Raw genomic sequence first — 22,831 nt, 5'->3', positions numbered from 1 at the left:
TGTCTCATGTCGACCTGCAAACTCAACAACGGTATTCTTATCCATAGCAGCGTATTCCTGGTTGGTTGACTGTTTGGCGACAACAAATCAACCAGATACGCTGCTTTCTTTCAAACCCTCAAACACCAGATTCGGTTATAACTCTATATTTCACTGTGGAATTATTCGCAGTCAGGTGGAGATCCTTCCCTTTTCTCTACATTCTTTCAATTTCAGAATGAGCGCATTTAAAACCTGCTCATATGATCTGGAGCCTATTACTTCCGTAGTATCCTCGACAAGCTCTGCTTCACTTTTATAGTCCATCAATTGAAATCCTAAAAATCCTGAACTCCAAAAATAAACATAACCCCCTAATGTCTCCGAATCGAACTGCACCCCATATAATTCCCCCAAATCGCCACCTCGCTCATCAATAAATTTGAGTTCAAATTCATTACTTAAGCAGGGCTTGAGAGTTGAATTAATCCATTTAAGGCCTTCGGATTTTACGTTCATAGCTCAATCTATTTTGATTCAATTATGTTTGACAGATTCTCAAAAGCAGGATTAGTTACCCCACCCTGTTTCCTTAATTTGAATAACTGCGACCTAGGTGCGTCAGGTCCAATTGTCTTAAACCAATCCACTCTCCCTCCCTGTAGTAAGCTATTTGCAGGGAGATCAAACTCCACATACACACTGCCATTCCTTGCTTGTGAGCGGAAAGAAGAGACCCCTGAATTCGCTACGAAAGTTAAGCCTCCACTTCCTTCTTGAACAACACCAGTAGCCCTCATTTTCGCCAACTCATCTGGCGACATCCATCGTTCAACCCTAACGTACCCTGGACTAGGCCCTGCTGCTGCCCTACCCCTTAGGGGCGTAAGGATTAATAACGCTCCAGCCGCAACCCTTAGATCTGATACTGCCCCATCGGCCACAGGGTTACGAGACTCAACCCAAGCATCCATGCGACCGAAGGAACCTGGCTCGCTATGCACAAAGCGTTCGGTCCAACCGGCAACGCCGTTGACTATATCAGGAATTAAATTGCCGATAGCTTGCGTCGCAGCATTACCAATGGTCTTTAAGGTTTCCCGTCCTATATCCGGGTCATACGTTCCTGCAGTGCTCGTAGAATCACCACTCTGGCCAGACTGACAATCCTGAGAATTATTACCACTTACAACTTGAACTTGAACATAAAGCTAAAGTGTTAAAATCTCCATTCAAGGAAACCCCAAGAAGACCCAATTCATAACTAAAATAAAAATTTACATTCTTTCCGTCCTGTTCGCTATCTATCCTTATATACGGCGTATCCGTTCCCAAAAACTTCAAGACTCCACTACCAGTAACGTTAAAGTCAAAACCTGAAAACTCCCATTTTTTACCTGGAATAGACCTTGGTGCAAAGAAAGAAAAATAATCACTAGAAATCTCACACCAGCCATTATCAGATCCGTATTTAGCTTTCATAGAGACATCTGATATGTTGATCTCCCCATTAGTCACATCTAAGGAAAACAAGCTCTTATCAGAGAATATTTTAGTGTACTCATATACATTAGAGAAAGACTCACTACTGAAAAAACAAAGCCAAAGAACTAGAATACCAGATATAAATTTCATTTATTCACCTTGCCTATAGCTCTCCACGCATGAGCTGTGTTGCCCACTTCTGAGCATCTTGCTCCCAACTTCGGTCCTTCCATTCCTTACTTAAGGTTTCTCTCAAACCGTTCCTTTTCAAAAGTGAATAATTATCTGTATGCAGGTGCCGAAACTCGTGAGCCATAGTATGACCTAGCAAAAAGCTGGAATATGTATTAAGTAATGCAGCCTGCCTATAGAAAGTTATTGACTGCCCTTCAAAACTTGCTTTACCAAATACATCACCATCACTGTCTACATTATCTCTATTTACGAAAGTCAGTGACATAGCATTGTATTTAGCTATTAGATCTGGATCTCTTAGCAAATTTAGTTTGCCTCTAAGTTCCGCTAATCCATAGATAATATTTGCAAGCGCCTTCTGCACAACTGGATCGTTCAACTCATCGATAGATAGATTTGCGTCCGGCAATCTTAATTCAGCTCTCGATCTAGAACGCTCACTCGCTACAGCAGCAGATCTCGTTACTGAGTTATCGTTACTAGCAAGTAAAAAGGCATCCTCACTAAATCCACTGCCCGGCTGCATCGAGCCTGAACCACTCTGGCCAGAAGAGTTGGTCCAACGTACTTACGCCGTTAGTTTCCCTACAACCCCAATGCAATCAACGAGTTAAAGAGCGTTTGCGCCAAGGCGCGTATAGATTATCAGGTTACAGCCCCCAGCTAATCACAACCAACTGCGAGAGAGTTGATTATGACTAAGCCAAAGGATACGTCAGGCCAGCGCCTGCGCCTGCGCCTGCGCCTGCGCCTGCGCCTGCGCCTGCGCCTGCGCCTGCGCCTGCGCCTGCGCAACAGTAAAATTTGTCAGGAACGCTACATTAAAGTCCAGGAGGCCTACTATGAGTACCGCCTCAAGAAACAGTCACCCTATGCTGCCAGCCGTTCCGTGCCATGGATCACAATCAGGGGCCACTGGCTTGAACGGGCCGGCTTTGTGGTGGATACGCCGATCAAGGTCAGGGTGATGGCGGGGTGTCTGGTGCTGACTGTTGAATAAGCCTGCTAAACATAAATCCCGACAGAGGGGTCTGTCGGGAGACTTTGAATTTGTGGTGCCAAGTAAGAATGGGAAGCAGAGTATCGTGTCAATATTTTACTTCGGCCCATTTATTACAAATTATCCGATTATGCATAGAAATACAAGTTACTGTAGGGATGATCTAATTGTGCAATCGCACTGGCTTCTATAGCGTTTTCAAACTCTTTCTTTAGTTTTTTTTCATCCTGGAAATAAGGGTATTTCTTTGCTCTGTTCGATACGTACAAGTTCAAGCGCCACAAATCAAATCCATCACTTCGATTATCAGGGCCAAAATCAAAATCAACTTCATACTCTGGAAAAATCAATACACACCCAATACCATGAAATTCATATTTAACATCGTCCGAAAGCTTGCCTTTCTGAGGAATATCTTTATTGCGCCAAGCAACTAACGGAGGAGTATCCCCAATTTTCGACTTAAATAAATTGATGCCTTTTTGTACTTCCCCAAGGTAATCATCAATAACCGTCTTTAAATTTTCATCGATCATCATCTAGGAGGCCTCAATCTGTCAGGTCCGACTGAATCAGCAGATTTCAAAACATCATCAATACTATTAAAGCTACTTGGGTGATTGGCTATATCATCGACAACATTTACGTTTACTTTTGTACCAGTCCTTCGTGCTGCCGCTGCTCGATGATGGCCATCAATAATAAAGCGCTGACCGTTGTACTCAACAACGTCAATACCGTTGCCAACAAAGCCATCATTACGCATACTTTCAGAAATTTGATCTACTTTTTTCGATGATCTTTTCCCGGAAATACTGTGTGTCCTCTGAAGGGTATTCGGGTCTACCCTCTTTACAATAACTCCTCTCCTTAGAGTCACTGCACCGAAAATACCCATCGCATGATTTCCAAACATGCGGGCATCACCTTCGGTCGCTGCATCTAAAGCTGCTGTACCTTCTGCAATAACTCCTTCATATAGGTTTTCTGGTAGCGTTCCAAGGCCCCATTGAAGCATTAAATTAAAATAGATTTCTTGTGAATGCGTGACGGTATACAAGGCATCCGACGCAAACCTTTGAATTGCCCCCAGTGAAGCATCGGCACCAACTTTCAGTCTTGACCCTAAATCCCCATTACTCTGGCCAGAAATATTGCTACGACTCGATTGCCCCCCAATATCCGGGGCTACGACTGCGCTAAAATTCCCCACTGACGCGGTCGCCGTTCCATTACCGTTGCCGGTTAAGGTTCCAACTTTAACATCTTGCTTGATTCGAGAGCCGGCGGTAACAGCCTGCTTCTGAGTAATGTCAGCTGTCTCCCCTTCCCCTAGGTTACTAACTACATCATTACACCCACCAGGATCTTCCACACTACAAGAGGCGGTATAGCCACTCGGATCCGTACCTGCTAACGGATTATTCATAATGTAGCTATACGGATTCAGACTCTGACTATTACCCGGAGCCTGAATAATCGGATCTACAGAAAGGAACCGGCCCAGGTTATAATCATACGCCCGCCCATTCATATGAATCAACTCAACGTCGTCCAGGTGCTCGTGGTCGGTAAATCCACGGGTGGTGAAAGCGCTGCCGAGAATAGCCGGGGTTTTGTCGAGAATATTGCCCAGCCGCGGTTTACCAAAGGGATCAAAGCTGTGGGTTTCCATCAGGTTGCCCTGGTGGTCTCCGATCGCTGTGGTGGAGCCGAGCCGATCTCTGTGGGTAAAACCGATCTCGTGGCTGGTGCTGCTGCCGGTTTCGGTGGTGGTGACCACGGCAATATCGCCGATAAAGTGCCGGTATTTCGTTTCTGCACCGGTGCTGATCTTCTCGAACAGCTTGTCGATATAGAGCGTGGTCTTGCCACTGCCCTGGTTCACCTGCTTGTAGCGCATCTGGTCGGCGCCGTAATAGAAGACCAGATTGGCGCCGTTGCGATTGATGCGAGTGGGTTTGTTGAAGGCGTTGTACCACACCTGCTGCGCACCGTTTTCGTGGGTGCGGTTGCCATTGGCATCATAACCGTAGGTTTTACTACCACCGCCAACCAGGCTGACGCTCTTAACGGCGCTGGGGCCACCACTGCCGCCGCCGGTGTAGCGGTAGCTGCTGGCAAAGTCATCCTTTTTCAGCAGGTTGCCGATGGCATCGTAGTCGTAGTCGATACTGCGGCCGCCGGTACGGGTGCTGTAGTCGAGCCGGTTGAGGGCGTCGTACCGGTAGGTTTCACTGTTGACGGCGGGACTTTGGCTAGGGATGCCAACAGTCTTGTCGGTGAGGTTGCCAAAAGCGTCGTAGGTATAGGACAGGGTCTGGTGGTTGAGCGCCAGGCTGTCAAAGGCGGTGCCGACCATCTGCCCGGTTTCATTGTGGAAATCACGGCCCATGGTGTAAATACCGCCGGCCATATTGGCAAAGCTCCACTCGCCCCAGGCATCCATCTGAGTGATTTCGCGGTAGCTGTAGCCACTGGCAGCATTGCTGGTACGGAACTGATAGCCCGCGTCATTATAGCCGTAGCGCAGAGTGAGGCCGGAGGGGTAGCTCAATCCCTTGAGGCGACCATAATGGCTGTCGAAATGGCTATACGTGGCAAAGTCTTCGCCGTCGATCGTAGTGGTGACTTTGTAGGGGCGGCTCAGGGCATCATAGCTATAGCTGCGCGCATAGTTGGCATCGCTTCGGCTCTCCCGTGCTGGCAGCCCCTTGCCGTTGGTGGCGCTGTCGTAAATCCAACGGGCTTCCTCTGTGCCATTCACACTGCGGCTATCCATACGCCCGAGGCAGTCGTAGGTAAAGCTGGTGATATCCAGGTTGCCGTCAATCTCGGTTTCCACTTCCCCAAAGCCGGTATAGGTAAAAGACTTGGAGCCCATATTGGGGTCATCCACCCAGTCTTTCTGGCCGAGGGCGTTGTACTTGGCGGTGATGCGATTGCCGGCAGCATCCTGCAGTACGATGGGATTGCCGGCACCGTCATAGGCATAGCGGGTGCTGCCACCGAGGGCATCGACGGTTTCGGTCAGCTGTTGCAGGCCGTTATACGTGCGGCTCATGGTGCGCCCGTTGACCTGGATACTGGTGGTAAAGCCGCTGCCCTGTTCGTGGGTGTAGATCACATCCAGTTGCTGGCCGTTGGTCTGGTTCACCGTTTTGCGCAGGGCGCGGCCGAAGGTGTCGTAATCCAGGTAGCGAGTCCCGTAACTGGTGCCGCTGATGGCGTAGTGCGGTACCGATTCATAGGTGGTCTGGCCCAGGGGGTTATAGGTTACCGTGCGCGCGATCCAGTTGCTGCCGTCGAAAGCCTGTACTTCGGTGCGGATCACGCGGCCCAGCCTGTCGTGATAGGTGATCTGCGTGGGTGTGCCGGCCTGCTGCTGAAGGGTTTTAAACACGGCAGCGGGCGCGCGGCTACAGCCGGAGCTGCACCACTGCAAAGCGGTATGCCTGTCCGGTGCGGTTTTCAGACCGAGAGCGGAAGGCGCGGTAACCTGAGTCGCGCGGCCAAAGGCATCGTAGGTATACCGGGTGGTGAGGCCATTGGCATCGGTGACCGAATCCGGCTGGCCAAACTTTGCATTGGTCGCGGTGGTGACCGTATGGCCCAGGGCATTCTTCACCGTTTTGGGGAAGTAACCATCCGCGCTAAAGGCGGCGGTCTCCACTACCCGTGTCTGCGCCTCCCCTGCTGCGGAAGTGGTAACTTTGGTGGGCAGGCCATAGCTGTTGTAAAGCGTATCCACCTGGGTCCATTTACCGCTGGAAGGAGTGGTTTTTACCCGCTTGGGTTTGCGGGCATTGCTGTCCCATTGCAGGAAATCCACCACCACAGATTGCTGTACATCGGTGCCGGAAGCAATGCTGACGCCGGTTCTACTCTGAATACTGTGTTTGGTTACCGTTTGCCGCAGCGGCCGATTGATCCACCAGTTGATTTGGTCCGCGGCCACATATTGGGTATTGGTGCTGCTGGAGACACGATGTGAACTGTTGGCCTCCTCGTAGCTGCTGCTGGCCGCCAACACATTGCCCCATCGATCAAAGGTGTTGGACTGGGTTTGAGTGTACAGGGCTCTGCGGGCACTGCCGGAGCGATTTAACGTCCGCTGCACGGTGCGCTGCTGGTCGAGGCCGACAAAATAGGGCTCGTTGGCGGCCACCGTCCAGTTATCCGTTAGAGCGTCTACGACAACCGGCGAAGCGTGCCTTCCCTCGGGCCAGAACTGCCACTCGAAATTGGATTCCTTAAACGCGGCGACACCACTGGTATCTGCTGACCGGTCCCCCAACTCCCATTGGCGTTGTTTATAAAGCTTGCCTGCCAGCGGGAATATCTGGTGAAAGTCGGACTGGGTCTCAATATCCGCGGCGAGGTCCTCTTCGATAATGGTGTGGAAACCCTGGAAGCCGCGGCCTTTACTATTAAAGACAGCCCCTTTGTAGCGGTACTGTTTTTTATTCAGGCCATTCACCCCATTGGACTGGCGGTGCTCCGCCACCACGTACATGCTGGAAGCAAACTCTATATACCCCTCTCCCTGTGAGCCGGATACACTTTCAATATAGGAACCGCGCTCATAAAATGGACGGCTCTGAGAATGATACCGGTCATCGTCCGATGACAGAGGACGATAAAACCACTCATCGATGACACCAAGTGCATTTTCCGATGACTTGAGCATATCTCCGGCATTGTAGAGCTCGCTCCCTGTGGCAGACCCCCGATTCCTCGTCAAGTAGGTGCCATCAGGTAAATCCGGGAGTCGATTGGAAAAACGACAGTACCGCGCTGCTTCCGGGCAGCCAACCGTAAACACAAAATCCGAAAGACCATTCCCGAAGGCATCTACAACCGCTGAATCATAGGCAGATCCGATATAGTCTGTTTCGACTCTTTCAGCTTTAAAACTACCATCTGTCTGCTCTACAAACCGAATCGCATCAAACTGGTAAATACTTTTATCCACAAGGTGCACGCGGATATTGGCCAGTGATTCCTTGAAGTCGCTTGGATCAAGATCTATAGATGAATAAAGCCTGTCACCACAAAATTCCGTCAACTCTCCATCATGGTGATTTTTAGTGCAAGCTGTCATTATTCTGGTCGAAGGGAATAGCAGCTCAAGCCGGCCATCGGCGCCAATATCGATTTTTTGTAAGGCGCCATCGTATTTAAGCGAAGTATAGTACGCCGAGTCATTCCCATCAGCTTCGGTATAGCCAAACTGCCGCGTTTCCATGGCGACTTCTGAGCCGGCTGAATGCCAACTGGTATAGTCGCCACCCCCTTTGTTCATCCGGTAATAAAGCGAGTTGCCGGTAGAGCGCCAGTTTAACCAGTCGTCAAGACCGTCACCGTTAATATCCATGCTGTAGAAAAAATCATAACCAGATAACCCGGCATTAGTGCCCGAGGTGATCTTCGAAGCATTTTCAGTTAAAAACGTGACGCCTGCTCCATTGGCTGTGGCATAGTAGATGTATGCCATTATTGGTTGACCAAAATTTGGCGCCCCAACGTCAATACCCACCTCATACTTATCGGCAACCTGGTTAAAAATCAGATCGGGTAACCCGTTTCCATCCATATCCCCCATAAATTGGACATCCCGCCGAAAACACCTGCAATCATCGCGGTAGTCAAACTCAGCAACGCGTTGCCCCGAAGAGCTATAAGGATTATTGGGGTTGCCGGTATGGAGGTAAAGATCGAGATAATTTTCTTGGCGCCGGCTAGCAGCCTTGCGAACAAACAGATCCACCCATCCGTCGCCGTTATAGTCCGCTGCATGAACCACCTGATCGGCATCCACCAGGGCAACCGCGGTGGAAAACCATGCACCAGCACCACCACCACTTTGTGCAAAAGCGACCTGAAAAGAGTTATTATTCTTTCTCCAATAATCGCTCAGACCATCATTATTTAGGTCTACTGACATGCAGAATTTAGTTAGTGTGTATATATTGGTGTTGGCGCAAGCTTTATCCGGGGGCGTAAAGTTGCCGACGCTCTCTCCCTCAGCGTTTACAAAACGTCCCAGCCAATCTCTAACACCATCGCCATTATAGTCCCCAGTGGGCAGCAGTTTTTCAATATCCCTAATATCGCTAAAAAGCGGGGTAATGGTGCGACCATCTTCCACATGATTACTGGCCGAATAGGAGGAGTACCCAAAGGTCTCCAATACCAAAGAGTCTGCCGCATCATTCCAGGAAAAGTTTGTCGGCCTTTGGCATACCCCACCCGCTCCGCACTCCTGAACCGATTGAATCAAGCTGCGACCAGTAGAGGCACTCTGCTTATAATTAAAAATATACTTTCGAATTAGCGATCCTTGAAGGTTCACACGCACTTCAGAGACACGTTTAGTTTGCCGGCTGAGACCGCCGGCCATATAGGCCGATGACAGATCAGGCCTTGCTGCATAGAGGATTTCAACTTCCCGGCTCCCTATTGAAGACGCCGAGCCCGTATAAAAAACCTTACTCAGTAAATGTTCCCCTTGCGAGAAACTTGCATATTCATAAACAATCGTATTATTCGCGGTTGAATCTCTCTCTCGAGTCAAGGCCCAGGACTTGATATAAGCAACACCTGAGTCTCTGTGTCGGGAATCCGCGCTGTAGCCATATTCCCGCACCATGCCATTTTTAAGCTCAACCTTAAACTGGGTGGACGAGCCATTGATCGCGCCAGTTTGAGTGATGCGGGCAAAAGTATCTTGTTCAGTGCGGTACCTTGCCCCGGAGTATCCATACGTTCCGCTGACGAGTATTAACCGCTGGCCATCCAGACAGAGTCGATCAGACACCAGGTATTGGACCGGTTCCATTTGTCCATCCTGGGCAATGGTCTGCGGGCAACGGCTGATGGCGGAACCTGCATTCAGGCCCCACCCCATACCCAGGGTGCCATTCCCAGCACGACTGGAGTAACCGATAGAGATTGCTGGCTGAAGACCATTTCTTCCGGGGGGCAAGGTAATGGGAATGGTATAGGAAGCCGCTCCACCGGTAACCGACCCCGCTCCTTGCAGTGCACCCACAGCGCTATCGTGAGTTTGTGGGGTAGTTGCACTCACCGCGGCATCTTCAGGAACAACGATGCTCTCAGTCAATATCCCTACCCAATCGTGATTACTATACGACACATTGCGATCTTCCAGCTCCAAGCCATCCACCACAGACTCCGGCAAAGTGACCGCAACCGGTGGCAAATAGCCCGTCTCACCACCTACAGCGGTCCCATAAAGGACATAGTTAAGCGCTTCTGCCGATGCAGGCAGCAGAATAGGCGTTATCACTTCACCATGTAAAAGGATAATCTGACGGGGGTACTGAAAATAAAGGTCATCCAGCCCATCACCATTGATATCGCCGCGATAAATATCGTAGCCATTATCGGGTCGATGCTCGGGGTTTTCCAGATCGTACACCTTGATCCAAGGGCTCAATACGGATTTGCATTCAAAACTATTACAGGCATACAACTTGTAGCGATAACTATCGGGGGCACTGGCCCCATCAAAGTAGTGGGTATCCGCTGTACTGTCTACTACCGTCCGCCAGCAGTTGCCATCGGATTCCACAACACAGCCACTCTCATTTTGCCCCAGGCGTATCCGCTTCAGCCGGTAACTGTTGGCGCCGACATTTACCCAAGTGATGGTTTGAGCCAGGTTGTAAAAGTGATCGGGCAGATCACCGGAAAACCTGGGCGTGGGTGGTATAGGTGGGTTGAGTTGTTTAATTGACGACCAGGCACCACAGCCGGAACTGTTACAGGCCCTGGTTCTGAACTTATAGACAACGGCGGTGATATCCCGACCGGTATTCGCCTTGCTGATGGTGACCGATGTGGTTTTCCCAAGATTGGACCCATCGAGACTGCCCACAAAAGGCACATAGCCATAGCCGCTGCCACCCACACTCCACTGCAGCTGATAATGGGTGATAGGGTCCGAGGCATCGGGGTTACCCACAGAACTCCATTTTAATGGAAAACTGGGGCCGGGCAGTGTACTGCCACCGGGCTCCACCCAACTGCCAACCTTGCCTGGAAGATGCTTAACAGTAATTGCGGGAGAAGTGTGCCAACTGCTGTAATTGTAAAAATTACCAACTTTGGCATAGGCGCGAACCCTGTATCTGTACTGGCCGCTAGGCAGGGTGCCAGTAGAGGGGAGCGCTACTGATCGGGTACCAAGACTCACTTTCGGGCAAGTGCTTTCAGCCTGCCATACCCCATTTTTTTCCTGGCACCATTGGTAGCCGCTAACTAGAGGGCCCTGTGAGGATGCCCCCCACTGCAAGGTGTATTTGCCATCGGTATCGGTGGATCCATCCTCTACGGTGCTGGCGTTATAGCCGATGCTAGGCGGGGTGTTCGGTTTAAAGGCAACGTTGACTGTAAGTGTGTCAATTTTTGACCTTATGAACGAGGTTCCAGGACAGGAGCCTGCAGCCTCAGTCTGCAAGTTTGAACCAAACCGGCTATCATCAGGATCGCCTCCAAAGCCAGGATCACCGGGGGGGGGGTTGGGATCTCTCCGACAAGTTTCGTACCAGTACTCGTAGCGGTATTGAGCTGAAGAGGTTACCGAAATTGATTTGCTGAGAGCTCCTTGCGGAGAATATCTGAACAACGAAATATTGCGGGTAAATACTCCATTTTTATACTCTTGAAGATAAGCGCTCAAAGTATAGTAACGGGAAATCGACCCAGTTGGCAGGGTATATGTAAGAGTGTATTTACCATCCGTGTCGTTACCTGGGCCATTCAAACTATCTGCCGAGGCATTCGATACCGAAACACTCAAAAAAAAGATAAAGCAAAATACAATATACTTCATACACCCAACCACTATTTTATTTTTTATCCTTACGCAGATAGGCGGGAATTCTACTTTTATAGAAAGTAAGTTGCAACTTTTCAGTATTTCCAATTTTTTCTCTAAAATGTCGCCATTGGAAAAATTCGCGTGATCTTTGGTTCAATTTTGGCAACTCACCTAATTTTGTGTAACGTTGAGTATGTTTTGAATAGTTATCCCTAGCTTTTTCTTCACCGATATAGGTGAATTGGTACAATTAACTACTAGAAGTCCGCCTTAGACCTTTGCGAAGCTTTGGCCGTGACCACATTAATTTTCTTCTGAATCATATCCAGCGTCAACTGCTTATCCTTGCGCAGAATATCCTCGGCCAAAGAGTCCCCTTTCACCCCCCCCAATCACCACAAACATTCGGAACAACAAGCAGTCATCTCAGCCTTATACACCTCAAAATCGCTTCCAGAATAAACTGATAGTTCGCACCCTGCCCGAGATACATGGCAGGCAGCAGACCAAACCTATCCCCTCCCAATAGTTGTGCATGGATTAACTGAAAGTTGGGATCGGCATAAAAATCGACAGGAGGATCAATTCCGGCAGTATAGATGCGGGTTCGCCAACCTGGCTGGATAATTTCGCCGGCGCTTAAACTGTGGTGAATTGCTTCCGAGAGCTAATAGCCGGGGCTATCTGTAACGTTCGGCACCTCATATCCACCAACCGCAGTGGCAGCGCCTCAGCAACCTTTTGAGCAATCCATACAGGTACACTTGGCATCACGCCGCCCGCCTTTTGGAAAACCTACCGGATATGGCCAGTTTGAGAGACGCAATACAAGACCCGAAAGAGGTATACGTCCGAAGCTTCTGATAAGGCTCTAGTTGGAACTTTTTTGTTTTCTAAATGGCCCGAGCCTCCGATTCGATCAACTCAGTACCGCCATCTCCCCGCCGCCAACTGATGGCGCGCACCAGGGGGGGGATGGACTGCCCACAGGATCTGCCAGCTGTTGCAGCCCCAGATCCCCGCGCCCACTCGCCCTGGCGACGGCTGCCATCGGGGGCGTATTTGAAGCGGTCTCTGGCTGTCAGGGTGCTGTCGTTCTGGCTGCTGCCCAGCACAATCTCCCTGGGCAACTGTCGCGCATTCCAGCGGATCCATTTGTCGTCGCCTGTGGCGGTATCCTCGGGTTCGATGGTGCCGTTGGCATCGTAGTGCAGGCTGTGGGCCACGCCATTGGTGGCCATATGGCTGTGATCTTTTCTGGGAACAGTCAACTTTCCCGCAACTCTGCCAGTTATGTCGATTTCTGTTGACATATTAATATAAGTCCATTATTCTGGACTTATGGACTTAAAAGATACTATCCCCCTATTCGCTGCCCTCTCTCAGGAAACCCGGCTGAGGGCATTTCGCCTGCTTGTGCAGGCAGGTCCAAATGGCCTGCCTGCAGGAGCCCTGAGTGAGAAACTGGGTACGCCGCACAACACTATGTCCTTTCATCTGAATCACCTTTCCAACGCAAAGCTCATTTCCTCACACAAGGAAGGCAGATCCGTGATCTATTCCGCTAACTACGATGCAATTCGGGATTTGATCGGGTTTATGGTCAAAGACTGCTGCAGCCTTGATCTTGCCAGCATCCGTGAAGACAAACGTAAAGGATGTTCAATCATTGAAATGGCTGGTTATTGCTGTGAGCCCCAGCCGAAATAAAGGGTTCTGCTATGAAGCGTCTGCATATACACATTGGCGTCGAAAATATCACTGACAGCATTAAATTCTATAGCGCTCTCTTCGATGCCAAACCTGTAAAAATAAAACATGGCTATGCAAAGTGGCTGCTTGATGATCCATGCATCAACTTTGCAATTTCAACCTACGCAAAAAGCGGTGTCGATCACCTCGGATTACAGGTGGATGATAAGCGTGAACTGGGGTTAATAAGAAAGCGGCTTAAAAAAGCAGAGATGTCACTCTTCGATGAAGGCGAAACCCTCTGTTGCTATGCCCACTCAGACAAATCCTGGGTCACTGACCCTGCCGGAATTGCCTGGGAAGCCTACCAAACCTTGAAAGACATACACTATTTCTCCGGTAATGCGTCTTCGGGAGAGAAGGCCAATGGCAAGTCACAACCCAAAGGTCAGCCAGAGTGCTGCAAAAACCCCTCAAAAGCAATGGACCGTTGCTGTTTATGAAAAGTGTACTCGTGCTTTGCACAGGAAATTCATGCCGTTCGATCATCGCCGAAGCGCTCATCAATACGCTTGCCGAAGAAAAGTACATTGCCAAAAGTGCCGGCAGTACACCTGTTGGAACCGTACATCCCAAATCTATAGAAATCTTAAAACAGCATGGAATTAATACAAAAAATCTCCGCAGCAAATCGTGGGACGAGTTCAAGGGCATGCATTTCGATGTGGTAATTTCCGTCTGCGATCAGAATGACAGTAAACCTTGCCCTATATTTTTTGGGAAGCACAAAAAGCTGAATTGGAATACCCCTGACCCTGACAAGACGGAAGGCACAAGGGAGGAAATCCATATAGCGTTTACAAAAACCTTCATTTTTCTCAAGGGCAAAATAGAAGGAGAGTTGTTGTGAGTGCCGAATCGCCCTCTCCAATGGGTCTATTTGAACGCTATCTTTCCTTATGGGTTGCCTTGTGTATATTAATCGGAATCAGCCTTGGAGCAACCTCACCGGATACGTTTCAGACAATAGCCTCCACCGAATATGCCAATGTTAATCTTGTAGTAGCCGTACTCATCTGGGTGATGATTTACCCAATGATGGTTCAAGTCGATTTTTTTTCGATTAAGGATGTTGGGAAGAAGCCAAAGGGCCTGCTCTTGACATTGACCATTAACTGGCTGGTGAAGCCCTTTACAATGGCGGCGTTAGGTTGGTTTTTCTTTCGTATTGTTTTCGCCGATTTTGTAGATCCCCAAACTGCGACTGAATATATCGCCGGTATGATTTTACTGGGTGTCGCTCCCTGTACCGCCATGGTGTTTGTTTGGAGTCATTTAACCAAAGGAGATGCCAACTACACCTTGGTGCAGGTTTCCGTCAATGATCTCATTATGATTTTTGCCTTTGCACCCATTGCAGGATTTCTTCTCGGTGTTACCGATATTACAGTTCCCTGGACGACATTGCTATTATCGGTTCTGCTGTATGTTGTTATCCCACTAACGGCAGGTATTATAACGCGCAATTTATTGGACACCCCACTAAATCACGCACGCTTGAGCCATTTCGTACACAAATTGAAACCGCTCTCTGTTGTCGGTCTTCTCGCTACTGTAGTACTTCTTTTCGGGCTCCAGGCAGGCGCCATCTTGGCACAACCCATGGCGATTGCCTTTATTGCTATTCCGCTGTTGATACAAACTTACGGAATCTTTGCGGTTAGTTATGGAGCGGCTAAAGCATTGAATCTGCCGCACAATATCGCTACGCCCGCTTGTATGATAGGCACTTCAAACTTCTTCGAGCTGGCTGTAGCTGTGGCTATCTCGCTTTTTGGCCTGCACTCAGGTGCAGCACTGGCTACGGTTGTGGGCGTTTTGGTAGAGGTACCTGTTATGCTCACATTGGTGGCTTTCGCCAATCGCACCCGCCATTGGTTTGATGGGAAGTGCGTTGACTCGACTGTTTCGGACAGATCGGTGCGGAAAATTGATATAAGGGAAAGTGTGTCAACCAGCCTAAGCAGAAAATAGGGTATCTTTACTAACAAGTCGGAAGGGAAGAATACCCTTTTCTCGGGACCGTATGAGGCATGGACGCCAATTACGAGCGTACAGGGAGGTATTCACAGCATGTCCCGAGAGGAGGGTATGCTTCCCTTCCGACCCGGTAGTAATTCATGAAAATACTAATTCTTGTCCTGCTTCTCCTCACCACCCTCGTCTTTATCCGCTCGGCAGGCCGGTGACAGGCCCTGTCTTATGTTCTAAATTGCCGGAGCCTCCGACTCCATCAGTTCGGCACCGCTATCCCCCCGCCGCCAGCCGATAGCGCGGCTGAGCAAAATAACCGGGATCAAACCCACCAGCACAATCAGCAGAGCGCCCAGTGCCGAGCGCTCCAGCATCTCGTCGGCGGCAAACTGGTACACGTAGGTGGCGAGCGTATCAAAACCAAACGGGCGCAGCAGCAGGGTTGCCGGCAACTCCTTCATACAGTCCACAAACACCACCAGCCCACCAGTCAGCAATCCGGCGCGCACCAAGGGGAGATGTACCGCCCACAGGGTTTGCCAACGGTTGCGCCCCAGCGCGCGGGCGGCCCGGTCCATCGAGGGGGTCACTTTCTCCAGACTGGTTTCAATCGCCCCGGTGGAAACCGCCAAAAAGCGCACCGTATAGGCAAAAATAATGGCGAAGACACTGCCACTGAGCAGGAGTCCCACGGAAATACCGAAATGCTCCCGCAGCAGTGCATCCACTGCGTTGTCGAAAGCGGCCAGGGGAATCAAAACCCCAATCGCCATCACGGCCCCCGGCAAGGCATAGCCCAGCTTGGAAAAACCCACCAAAAATTGAACCGGCCTGCGCGGCTGCAAGCGCTTGCCATAAGCCAGTAAAAGGCCCAGCAACACCGACAGCAACGCGGCACCGGCAGACAACAACAGGCTGTTGCGGGCTATCTCAATAAAGTCATCGCTCCAGTAACTGGAGAAATTCCCCAGGGCATAGCCTGCCAGTACCAGCAGCGGCACCACGAAACCACCCATCAACAGAAAACCGCATAAAAGCACCGCAGCCAGGCTGCGCCAACCACCCAGCCAGTAGCGGTCGCGGTTGGCTATTGGCGCTTGCACAAAGTGTCGCTGACGCGCCCGCCCAATACGCTCTAGCGCAATCAATAAAACCACAAACAGCAGGGTGCTGCAGGCGATCTGCGCCGCCCCGCCCAGGTTGCCGCGGCTCAGCCAGGTATCGTAAATACCAACGCTGAGGGTACGCACCGCAAAAAAGTCCACGGTACCGAAATCGTTCAGGGTTTCCATCAATACCAGGGACAAACCCACCGCAATGGCCGGGCGCGCCATGGGCAGGGAGACTCTCAGGAAACTTTGCCAGGGCGAACACCCCAGGGAGCGGCTGGCGGCGCGAATACTGCCGCACTGTTCCAGGAACGCGGCGCGCGCAAGCATATACACATAGGGGTAAAACACCAGTGATAACATGGCGATGGCACCGCCCATACTGCGGATCTCCGGGAACCAGTAATCCCTCGCCGTCTGCCAGCCAAACCAGCCGCGCAGGGCCTTTTGTACCGGCCCGGCGTACTCCAGCAGATCGGTATATACATAGGCGATCACATAGGCGGGCACGGCAAAAGGCAACAGCAGTGCCCACTCAAAAAAAACCCGCCCGGGAAACCGGCACATGGACACCAGCCAGGCACTGCCCACCCCTGCCACTAATGTGAGCGCAGCCACCCCAAAAGCCAGGATCAGGGTTGCGGATACATAGTGCAACAACACGGTGTCCAGCAGGTGTGGCCAGATGTTTTCCTCGGGGAACAGGGCCAGCCAGAAAATGGACAGCACCGGCAGCGCAACCACTATGGCAATAGTGGCAACAAGGAAAAACCAGCGAAAGCCGGATAAATTTGCACGGGAGGCTAAGGGTGTAACAGTCATCGTAAAAAAACGCGGTCCATACCTCTCGGCGGGACCGCATTTTGCCAGTCAGTAAAAGGAGTACACTTTAGAAGTCGAAGCCCACTTCGTCTACCAGTCGCGATGCTGCCGGGACATTAGCCCCGATTTCGGTCAGGCTCAGGTTGTCCTCCTTGAACTCTCCCATATACCTGTTGATCAGCTCGGATCGCGGCGTTTCGGGGCGCACCGGGAACTCAAAGTTCTTCTCGGCGTAAACGTACTGGGCTTCGGCACCGCTGAGAAATTCCAACAGTTTGATGGCATTGTCGCGGTTGGGTGCGTGCTTGGTCAGTGCCGCACCGGAAATAAACATGTGGGTACCGCGGTCGGCCTGGTTCGGGAACACCAGGTTGACGGACTTGGCCCACTCGACTTGTTCTGGCTGCTTCTGGTTGGTAATCATTTTTCCGAAGTAGTAGCTGTTGCCCAGAGACAGGTCACACACACCTTCACTGATGGCCTTTACCTGGGTCCGATCATTGCCCTGGGGCTTGCGCGCCAGGTTGGCCTTGACTCCCTTGAGCCACGCTTTGGTTTCCGCCTCGCCGTGGTGGGCAATCATGGAAGCAATCAGGGACAGGGTATAGGGGTGCTTGCCGCTGCGGGTACAGATACGACCTTTCCACCTGGGTTCCACCAACGCTTCGTAGCGGGTAATCTCGCCGGGTTTGACCCGGTCCTTTGAGACGTAAATCAGGCGCGCGCGGGTGGTGAGGCCAAACCAGTTGCCCGCCGCATCGCGAAACTGTGCCGGGATATTTTGTTCCAACACCGCGCTCTTTACCGGCTGAGTCAACTGCTTATTGAGCAGGTCCATCAGGCTGCTGGTATTGGAAGTCAGCACCAGATCCGCGGGGCTATTGCGCCCCTCCCTCTGCAAACGCTCATTGAGCCCTTTGCTGGCGTAGACTACCTGGGTCTCAATACCGGTTTTCTTGCTGAACTCTTCCAGTATCGGTTCGATCAGGAAGGGCTGGCGGTAGGAGTAGATATTCACTTGCTCAGCGGCATTGGCGCCTATGGCGCCAAGCAGACCAGTGATGACCACCAATTTCTGTAACAGAACTCTGAAAAACATGGCGCTTCCATTAATGTCAGATTTAATTGAGAAGTATTCTCATTAAAGGCGGCAACAATGTCAACCAAAAGCTTCCCATCAATCGCCCATCGCGCGAAGTCGCAAAAACCCACCTATGCTTAATTTCGAGCCGGTCATTTACAGAGGTAGCATGCCCCGCTTGGTCCCCATAATCGCTGTGATGCTTGCCCTTTGTGGTTGTGGTCGTCAAAGCGATACCCGCAGTTCCCCAGAGCCGGTGGCGGCACCTGCCGCCAGTGAGACAGCCACCGATGAGATGAAACACCCCATTGCACCGATGGCAGAAATCGACCGCTCCAACGGCTCTACATCGGGCAATGGCAGTGCCAGCATCTGCACCCCCGAGTGGTTCGCCTGGGTACAAGCGCAGCTAGTTACCAGGCAAAATGGTGACCTGGCTAAACTCTATCCGTCCGGTCTGCCCCCTGTGGGCAGCAGCGAGTGGTTCGATGCAGTGACAAGACTGACAGGCGGAAACCTGAACGGAACGATTTCCGGCAGCACTGCGTGGTGTGAGGCGATCCAAAAGCGCCTGCTCCCAAACGGGGCGCAAACGCCTTAGGTCCAGGCTAGGCAGTACATGCCGGCGCCAGCTTTAGGCCGGTGCAGACCAATCCGTTCAGGAGCACTGTTTAACCATCGGGAAAACAAGCATCGCCTGTTGATACAGTGAGGAATTGTGATCATGAAGGCCCTTAGCAAGCTGATGCTGGCCGCAGTCGCCGCCACGGCCCTACACCCGGCCATTGCCAACGAGAAACCGCCCCCCGGCGCCATGGCGCTGTCCACAATACTGACCAAACTCGAACAGCGAGGCTATACCCCCATTGTCGAAGTGGACCTGGAACATGGCCGCTGGAAAATAGGGGCTTACAAGGGTGACGAAAAGCATTGGTTATCGGTGGACCCGAACTCCGCGGAAATTCTTTCCGACAAGCCCCAGGAAGGTGATAGTGACGATTGAACGCACGCAGACGACCCCACCGTGCCGGCTGCTACCCCTGCCTATCACCAACTGGTAAGGTAATTGTCTCTTGTGCCCAGGCCCCGAAACCGGGCGACCTATCCCAAGTAATCGTTGGAACAAGCGTAAAAGTGCGCAAGTGGCCTACTCAGTGACACGTTTCGTCAATCTCTTGGCGAAAAATTCGTTTACTCTGGGTAACGGTTAACGCCCAAGGATAACAAGATGACCACCCAGACCCTCACTCGTCAGACAGCGGATACAGCGCTACTCCAGAACCAGCTCGATCAGCAGCGCCGAGCCTATAACGCCGACCCAGTACCCGACTACCCCCAGCGGATAAAAGACTTGAAGGCGCTGGCGCGTATGTTGCGCGAGCAGCAGGAGCCTATTATCGAAGCCATCTGCGCCGATTACGGCAATCGCTCCCGTGAAGAGACGCTGCTGTTTGAAATCTATCCCACACTCGCGGGCATTAAGGAGGCCATCGGCAGCCTGAAAAAATGGATGAAACCCCGCCGGCGCCATACCGACTTCAAAGCCTACCCCCTGTCAAAAAATACGGTCATCCCCCAGCCGCTGGGTGTGGTGGGTGTGATCGTGCCCTGGAACTTCCCGGCAAACCTGAGCTTCTCCCCCTTGACCAATATTTTCGCGGCGGGCAACCGGGCGATGGTGAAGATGTCCACCAACTCAGGCCGCCTGGCTGAACTGCTAAAAGCGGTCAGTAGCCAGTATTTTCCCCAGGACAAGCTCGCCTTTATTGCCGACAGTGGCGACATTGGCCCGCTGTTTTCCAGCCTTAAGTTCGATCATCTGATTTTTACCGGTTCCAGTGCCACCGGTCGCGCTGTTATGCGCTCAGCGGCGGAAAACCTCACCCCGGTAACCCTGGAGCTTGGTGGTAAATCCCCTGCGATCATCGCGCCCGACTATCCCATTGAAAAGGCGGCAGAACGCCTGATTTATTGGAAATTGATGAATGCAGGGCAAATTTGTCTCACCGTAGACTACCTGTTCCTGCCGGAGAACAAGCTGGAATCCTTTATTGAACATGCCCAGCGCCTGGCCAGTAAACGCTTTCCGGACTGGCAAAGCCCCGACTACACCTCCATTATTGATGCGCCGTCCCATCAACGCCTGTGGAAAACCCTGGACGATGCCTCGGACAAGGGGGCAAAGGTTTTCGACCTGAGCGCAGGCCAATTGGATCGCGATAGTAACCTGCGTAAGTTTCCCCCGCATCTTCTGGTGGATGTCCACAGTGATATGCTCATCATGCAGCGGGAAATCTTCGGCCCGCTCCTGCCGATCATTACCTACTCCCACCCGGAGGAGGTCATCAGCTATATCAATGAGCGCCCCCGCCCATTGGCCATCTACCCCTATACCCAGGATAAAAACCTGCAGGATTTGTATATCGAGAAAACCATGTCCGGAGGCGTATCGGTCAATAACTGTGTGTTACATGTTGGCCAGCACGATATTCCTTTTGGCGGTGTGGGCGAAAGTGGTATGGGGCACTATCACGGCTACGAGGGGTTCCTGACCTTCTCCAAACTGCGACCGGTATACCGCCAAGGCCCGGTCAACCTGTTGAAATTCCTGCAGCCCCCCTACGGAAAGCGCTCCGATGCTCTCTTGCGCCTGATGCTTAAAATGACCCGTTAGGCACCCGCCCGACAAAGGGATTGCCGGGCTTCTCGTGACGCCGGGACTGCGCGAATGCATTCGCCAAAACCGGCATTGTGAAAAGAGATCGGCAAGGGAATAACTGGCACTGTGATCACTCCCCGCCCACACTGGTGATAGTGCCCGGTTTAATGCACCGGCAACCTGGCTCGCTGCCGGATGCATCCTGTGGAGCCGCACATGGGTTTTATCGCAACCATCCTGCTCATTAGTAACCTGACAAATCCCATCCCCCCGGGGCTGAATCCCGGAAAACCAGCCCCCATCTATGACAGCCCCGATTTGTACGGTGCCGAACCTTCAGTCATAGCACTGGCGCTCCCGGCGATCATAGCCAAACTGCACTACCTCGGTTTTCGCCCAGTGACCCGCGTGCGGTTTGTGGGCGGGCGCTGGAAGATGTTGGCCGTTTATCACGGAAAGCTGAGAGCCCTTGAAGTGGACCCCGACAACGGAAGGATTATTGCCGATCGGCCGGCAGAAATGCGAAGCATTTCCAATTGAAGCAAATCTCGCCAGCCCGGCTACTCTGAAATGCAGAAGACTTTTTCCATACGCTATGGATCCTGCCCAAATGGATAAGCAGCACGATAGTTCGCGCAGACGATTTCTCAAGCTGACCGGCTGTTCTCTGGCAATACTGCCAGTCGCATTAATCGCAACAGACCGGGCAAGTGCACAAATCAAGGCAAAGAAGGCGGCGGTCAATTACCAGGACACGCCAAATAACGGCCAGAAGTGCGTAGACTGCCAGCTATTTCAGCCGCCCAATGCCTGTATTGTGGTGGAGGGGGATATCAGTCCAGAGGGCTGGTGCAGCCTGTTTGTGCTCAAACAGGGTGGCGCCACACAAGGCTAAGCTGGCACGCCCCGCTGTTCACCACGTAATTTACTGACGTCTGCGCGCGGCGGCAAACCGAACATGCGGCTGTATTCACGGCTGAAATGCGACGGACTCTCGTAGCCGACACGGTAGCTGGCGGAAGCTGCCTCCAATCCCTCCGTGAGCATCAGGCGGCGAGCCTCGTGCAGGCGCAGCTTCTTCTGAAATTGCAAAGGCGACATGCGCGTGATCTGTTTAAAACTGTGATACAGGGAGGACTCGCTCATATTGGCCCGCTCCGCAAGCTCACTGATCCGTAGCGGCTCACAAAACCGACCTTTGAGCATCTCGATCACCCGCGATACGCGATTTGCCTGGCTGTCTGTCATCGCAAATTTGCGCATCCGTGCCCCAATTTCACCCATCAGGGCACGGTAAATAATTTCCCGTCGCACCAGGGGTGCCAGTATTGGCGCATCTGCCGGCGTTTCCAGCAGCTGTACCAGCCGACTCACCGCCTCCAGCATGCCCTGGTCCATCTGCGTCATACAGAGCCCGCAACTGACCTCTGGGCAGTCCTGGCCTCCTGCCATTGGGGCTTTATCCCCCAGCTCCAATACCAGATCCGCCACTTCCTGGGGATCGATCACCAGTTTGATGCCGAGAAATGGCGTATCCGCAGAGGCCCTCTCCACCCGTCCCAGTATGGGTAGATGCACCGAAGTGGCTACATAACTCAACGGCGTATAGGCAATTTTCCTGTCCCCAAGCTCAAGAATTTTATTGCCCTGGATAATGAATTTGAGCGATGGCGTATAGACCGAGAAAGTGCAGGTAACAGGTTCATTGCAGCGAACCAGCGCCAGACCTTCGAGGACAGTATCGGTCAGCCCCTGCTCGGGAACCTGCTCCAGCAGAGTCTGGACCAGCTTCTGCCGAGTCAATTCCAGGTCTCTGCCGTTAGATACCGCTTTTACCCTGTGTTCTGTACGCATAAATTCCCCTTTACGCCCGTAATTCACCGGGCAACATCAAATTGGAAGGCGGCCAGTATATGGAGTTTTAGGC

At 51.7% G+C, this 22,831-nt stretch carries 20 protein-coding genes; 10 read left to right on the top strand and 10 right to left on the bottom strand.

The window, feature by feature from the left end:
* Positions 1–171: 171 nt before the first annotated feature.
* The 4 genes from ACL7TT_RS07365 to ACL7TT_RS07355 form a co-directional block, all read right to left on the bottom strand.
* Positions 172–498: a hypothetical protein gene (locus ACL7TT_RS07365; protein WP_413394333.1), complete on the bottom strand. Its 327-nt coding sequence runs from the start codon at positions 496–498 to the stop codon at positions 172–174.
* An 8-nt stretch (positions 499–506) separates the two neighbouring features.
* Positions 507–953, bottom strand: coding sequence for a TreTu family toxin (locus ACL7TT_RS20510; protein ID WP_459564486.1), 447 nt, complete (start codon positions 951–953; stop codon positions 507–509).
* Positions 954–1,158: 205 nt separating this feature from the next.
* Positions 1,159–1,614: a hypothetical protein gene (locus tag ACL7TT_RS07360; RefSeq protein WP_413394331.1), complete on the bottom strand. Its 456-nt coding sequence runs from the start codon at positions 1,612–1,614 to the stop codon at positions 1,159–1,161.
* Positions 1,615–1,627: 13 nt separating this feature from the next.
* Positions 1,628–2,185 (bottom strand): hypothetical protein, encoded by a 558-nt coding sequence (locus tag ACL7TT_RS07355; RefSeq protein WP_413394329.1) that lies wholly within the window; start codon positions 2,183–2,185, stop codon positions 1,628–1,630.
* Between the two features lie 168 nt (positions 2,186–2,353).
* Between ACL7TT_RS07355 and ACL7TT_RS07350 the strand changes: the two genes are divergently transcribed.
* The gene (locus ACL7TT_RS07350; RefSeq protein ID WP_413394327.1) at positions 2,354–2,659 is read left to right on the top strand and encodes a SymE family type I addiction module toxin; all 306 of its coding nucleotides are present in this window, start codon (positions 2,354–2,356) and stop codon (positions 2,657–2,659) included.
* Between the two features lie 128 nt (positions 2,660–2,787).
* Here ACL7TT_RS07350 and ACL7TT_RS07345 read toward each other — a convergent pair whose 3' ends face one another.
* From ACL7TT_RS07345 to ACL7TT_RS07335, 3 genes are all read right to left on the bottom strand, one after another.
* Positions 2,788–3,198, bottom strand: coding sequence for a DUF6896 domain-containing protein (locus tag ACL7TT_RS07345; protein WP_413394325.1), 411 nt, complete (start codon positions 3,196–3,198; stop codon positions 2,788–2,790).
* Entirely contained in the window at positions 3,195–10,649 is a 7,455-nt protein-coding gene (locus ACL7TT_RS07340) for an RHS repeat-associated core domain-containing protein (protein WP_413394324.1), read from the bottom strand. The genes ACL7TT_RS07345 and ACL7TT_RS07340 overlap by 4 nt, the downstream gene beginning before the upstream one ends.
* Positions 10,650–12,400: 1,751 nt before the next feature.
* On the bottom strand, positions 12,401–12,820 hold the full coding sequence (locus ACL7TT_RS07335) for a hypothetical protein (RefSeq protein WP_413394323.1): 420 nt from the start codon (positions 12,818–12,820) through the stop codon (positions 12,401–12,403).
* A 28-nt stretch (positions 12,821–12,848) separates the two neighbouring features.
* On the opposite strand from ACL7TT_RS07335, the gene ACL7TT_RS07330 reads away from it, so the two are divergent.
* From ACL7TT_RS07330 to arsB, 4 genes are read left to right on the top strand one after another with little or no spacing between them, the layout of a single operon-like run.
* Positions 12,849–13,217, top strand: coding sequence for an ArsR/SmtB family transcription factor (locus tag ACL7TT_RS07330; protein ID WP_301416997.1), 369 nt, complete (start codon positions 12,849–12,851; stop codon positions 13,215–13,217).
* A gap of 11 nt (positions 13,218–13,228) precedes the next feature.
* On the top strand, positions 13,229–13,702 hold the full coding sequence (locus ACL7TT_RS07325) for an ArsI/CadI family heavy metal resistance metalloenzyme (RefSeq protein WP_413394320.1): 474 nt from the start codon (positions 13,229–13,231) through the stop codon (positions 13,700–13,702).
* On the top strand, positions 13,699–14,109 hold the full coding sequence (locus ACL7TT_RS07320) for an arsenate reductase ArsC (RefSeq protein ID WP_413394318.1): 411 nt from the start codon (positions 13,699–13,701) through the stop codon (positions 14,107–14,109). Before ACL7TT_RS07325 ends, ACL7TT_RS07320 begins: the two co-directional genes overlap by 4 nt.
* 20 nt (positions 14,110–14,129) lie before the next feature.
* Entirely contained in the window at positions 14,130–15,233 is a 1,104-nt protein-coding gene (gene arsB, locus ACL7TT_RS07315) for an ACR3 family arsenite efflux transporter (RefSeq protein ID WP_413394339.1), read from the top strand.
* A 233-nt stretch (positions 15,234–15,466) separates the two neighbouring features.
* Here the strand turns inward: arsB and ACL7TT_RS07310 are convergent, their stop codons facing one another.
* Positions 15,467–17,164 carry an ABC transporter permease gene (locus tag ACL7TT_RS07310; protein WP_413394317.1) on the bottom strand — a complete coding sequence of 566 codons (1,698 nt, stop codon included), beginning with the start codon at positions 17,162–17,164 and terminating at the stop codon, positions 15,467–15,469.
* Positions 17,165–17,231: 67 nt separating this feature from the next.
* A complete protein-coding gene (locus tag ACL7TT_RS07305; RefSeq protein ID WP_413394316.1) occupies positions 17,232–18,263 on the bottom strand; it encodes a Fe(3+) ABC transporter substrate-binding protein in 1,032 nt (343 codons plus the stop codon).
* Positions 18,264–18,414: 151 nt separating this feature from the next.
* Between ACL7TT_RS07305 and ACL7TT_RS07300 the strand changes: the two genes are divergently transcribed.
* From ACL7TT_RS07300 to ACL7TT_RS07280, 5 genes are all read left to right on the top strand, one after another.
* Complete coding sequence (locus tag ACL7TT_RS07300; RefSeq protein ID WP_413394314.1) at positions 18,415–18,846, top strand: hypothetical protein; 432 nt, start codon at positions 18,415–18,417, stop codon at positions 18,844–18,846.
* A gap of 123 nt (positions 18,847–18,969) precedes the next feature.
* Complete coding sequence (locus tag ACL7TT_RS07295; RefSeq protein WP_413394312.1) at positions 18,970–19,248, top strand: PepSY domain-containing protein; 279 nt, start codon at positions 18,970–18,972, stop codon at positions 19,246–19,248.
* A gap of 225 nt (positions 19,249–19,473) precedes the next feature.
* Entirely contained in the window at positions 19,474–20,919 is a 1,446-nt protein-coding gene (locus ACL7TT_RS07290) for a coniferyl aldehyde dehydrogenase (protein WP_413394310.1), read from the top strand.
* 201 nt (positions 20,920–21,120) lie between these two features.
* Positions 21,121–21,444, top strand: a complete 324-nt coding sequence (locus ACL7TT_RS07285; protein ID WP_413394308.1) for a hypothetical protein — start codon at positions 21,121–21,123, stop codon at positions 21,442–21,444.
* A gap of 70 nt (positions 21,445–21,514) precedes the next feature.
* The gene (locus tag ACL7TT_RS07280) at positions 21,515–21,799 is read left to right on the top strand and encodes a high-potential iron-sulfur protein (protein WP_413394306.1); all 285 of its coding nucleotides are present in this window, start codon (positions 21,515–21,517) and stop codon (positions 21,797–21,799) included.
* On the opposite strand, the gene ACL7TT_RS07275 is transcribed toward ACL7TT_RS07280, so the two are convergent.
* Positions 21,796–22,758 (bottom strand): AraC family transcriptional regulator, encoded by a 963-nt coding sequence (locus tag ACL7TT_RS07275; RefSeq protein WP_413394304.1) that lies wholly within the window; start codon positions 22,756–22,758, stop codon positions 21,796–21,798. The two genes, ACL7TT_RS07280 and ACL7TT_RS07275, sit on opposite strands and share 4 nt — an antisense overlap.
* Positions 22,759–22,831 lie beyond the last annotated feature (73 nt).

The sequence above is a fragment of the Microbulbifer jejuensis genome, from assembly GCF_047289955.1.
GTDB lineage: Bacteria > Pseudomonadota > Gammaproteobacteria > Pseudomonadales > Cellvibrionaceae > Microbulbifer.
Note: the sequence above shows the minus strand (reverse complement) of the source record. Positions and strands in the feature narration are given on the sequence as shown.

Excerpts from the sequence above, each read along its gene's own strand:
- ACL7TT_RS07295 (WP_413394312.1), top strand. The coding sequence starts at position 18,970 with ATGAAGGCCCTTAGCAAGCTGATGCTGGCCGCAGTCGCCGCCACGGCC.
- ACL7TT_RS07350 (WP_413394327.1), top strand. The coding sequence starts at position 2,354 with ATGACTAAGCCAAAGGATACGTCAGGCCAGCGCCTGCGCCTGCGCCTG.
- ACL7TT_RS07300 (WP_413394314.1), top strand. The coding sequence starts at position 18,415 with ATGCCCCGCTTGGTCCCCATAATCGCTGTGATGCTTGCCCTTTGTGGT.
- ACL7TT_RS07320 (WP_413394318.1), top strand. The coding sequence starts at position 13,699 with ATGAAAAGTGTACTCGTGCTTTGCACAGGAAATTCATGCCGTTCGATC.
- ACL7TT_RS07310 (WP_413394317.1), bottom strand. The coding sequence starts at position 17,164 with ATGACTGTTACACCCTTAGCCTCCCGTGCAAATTTATCCGGCTTTCGC.
- ACL7TT_RS07355 (WP_413394329.1), bottom strand. The coding sequence starts at position 2,185 with ATGCAGCCGGGCAGTGGATTTAGTGAGGATGCCTTTTTACTTGCTAGT.
- ACL7TT_RS07275 (WP_413394304.1), bottom strand. The coding sequence starts at position 22,758 with ATGCGTACAGAACACAGGGTAAAAGCGGTATCTAACGGCAGAGACCTG.
- ACL7TT_RS07345 (WP_413394325.1), bottom strand. The coding sequence starts at position 3,198 with ATGATGATCGATGAAAATTTAAAGACGGTTATTGATGATTACCTTGGG.
- arsB (WP_413394339.1), top strand. The coding sequence starts at position 14,130 with ATGGGTCTATTTGAACGCTATCTTTCCTTATGGGTTGCCTTGTGTATA.
- ACL7TT_RS07365 (WP_413394333.1), bottom strand. The coding sequence starts at position 498 with ATGAACGTAAAATCCGAAGGCCTTAAATGGATTAATTCAACTCTCAAG.
- ACL7TT_RS07325 (WP_413394320.1), top strand. The coding sequence starts at position 13,229 with ATGAAGCGTCTGCATATACACATTGGCGTCGAAAATATCACTGACAGC.
- ACL7TT_RS07285 (WP_413394308.1), top strand. The coding sequence starts at position 21,121 with ATGGGTTTTATCGCAACCATCCTGCTCATTAGTAACCTGACAAATCCC.
- ACL7TT_RS07290 (WP_413394310.1), top strand. The coding sequence starts at position 19,474 with ATGACCACCCAGACCCTCACTCGTCAGACAGCGGATACAGCGCTACTC.
- ACL7TT_RS07360 (WP_413394331.1), bottom strand. The coding sequence starts at position 1,614 with ATGAAATTTATATCTGGTATTCTAGTTCTTTGGCTTTGTTTTTTCAGT.
- ACL7TT_RS07330 (WP_301416997.1), top strand. The coding sequence starts at position 12,849 with ATGGACTTAAAAGATACTATCCCCCTATTCGCTGCCCTCTCTCAGGAA.
- ACL7TT_RS20510 (WP_459564486.1), bottom strand. The coding sequence starts at position 953 with ATGGATGCTTGGGTTGAGTCTCGTAACCCTGTGGCCGATGGGGCAGTA.
- ACL7TT_RS07305 (WP_413394316.1), bottom strand. The coding sequence starts at position 18,263 with ATGTTTTTCAGAGTTCTGTTACAGAAATTGGTGGTCATCACTGGTCTG.
- ACL7TT_RS07280 (WP_413394306.1), top strand. The coding sequence starts at position 21,515 with ATGGATAAGCAGCACGATAGTTCGCGCAGACGATTTCTCAAGCTGACC.
- ACL7TT_RS07335 (WP_413394323.1), bottom strand. The coding sequence starts at position 12,820 with ATGTCAACAGAAATCGACATAACTGGCAGAGTTGCGGGAAAGTTGACT.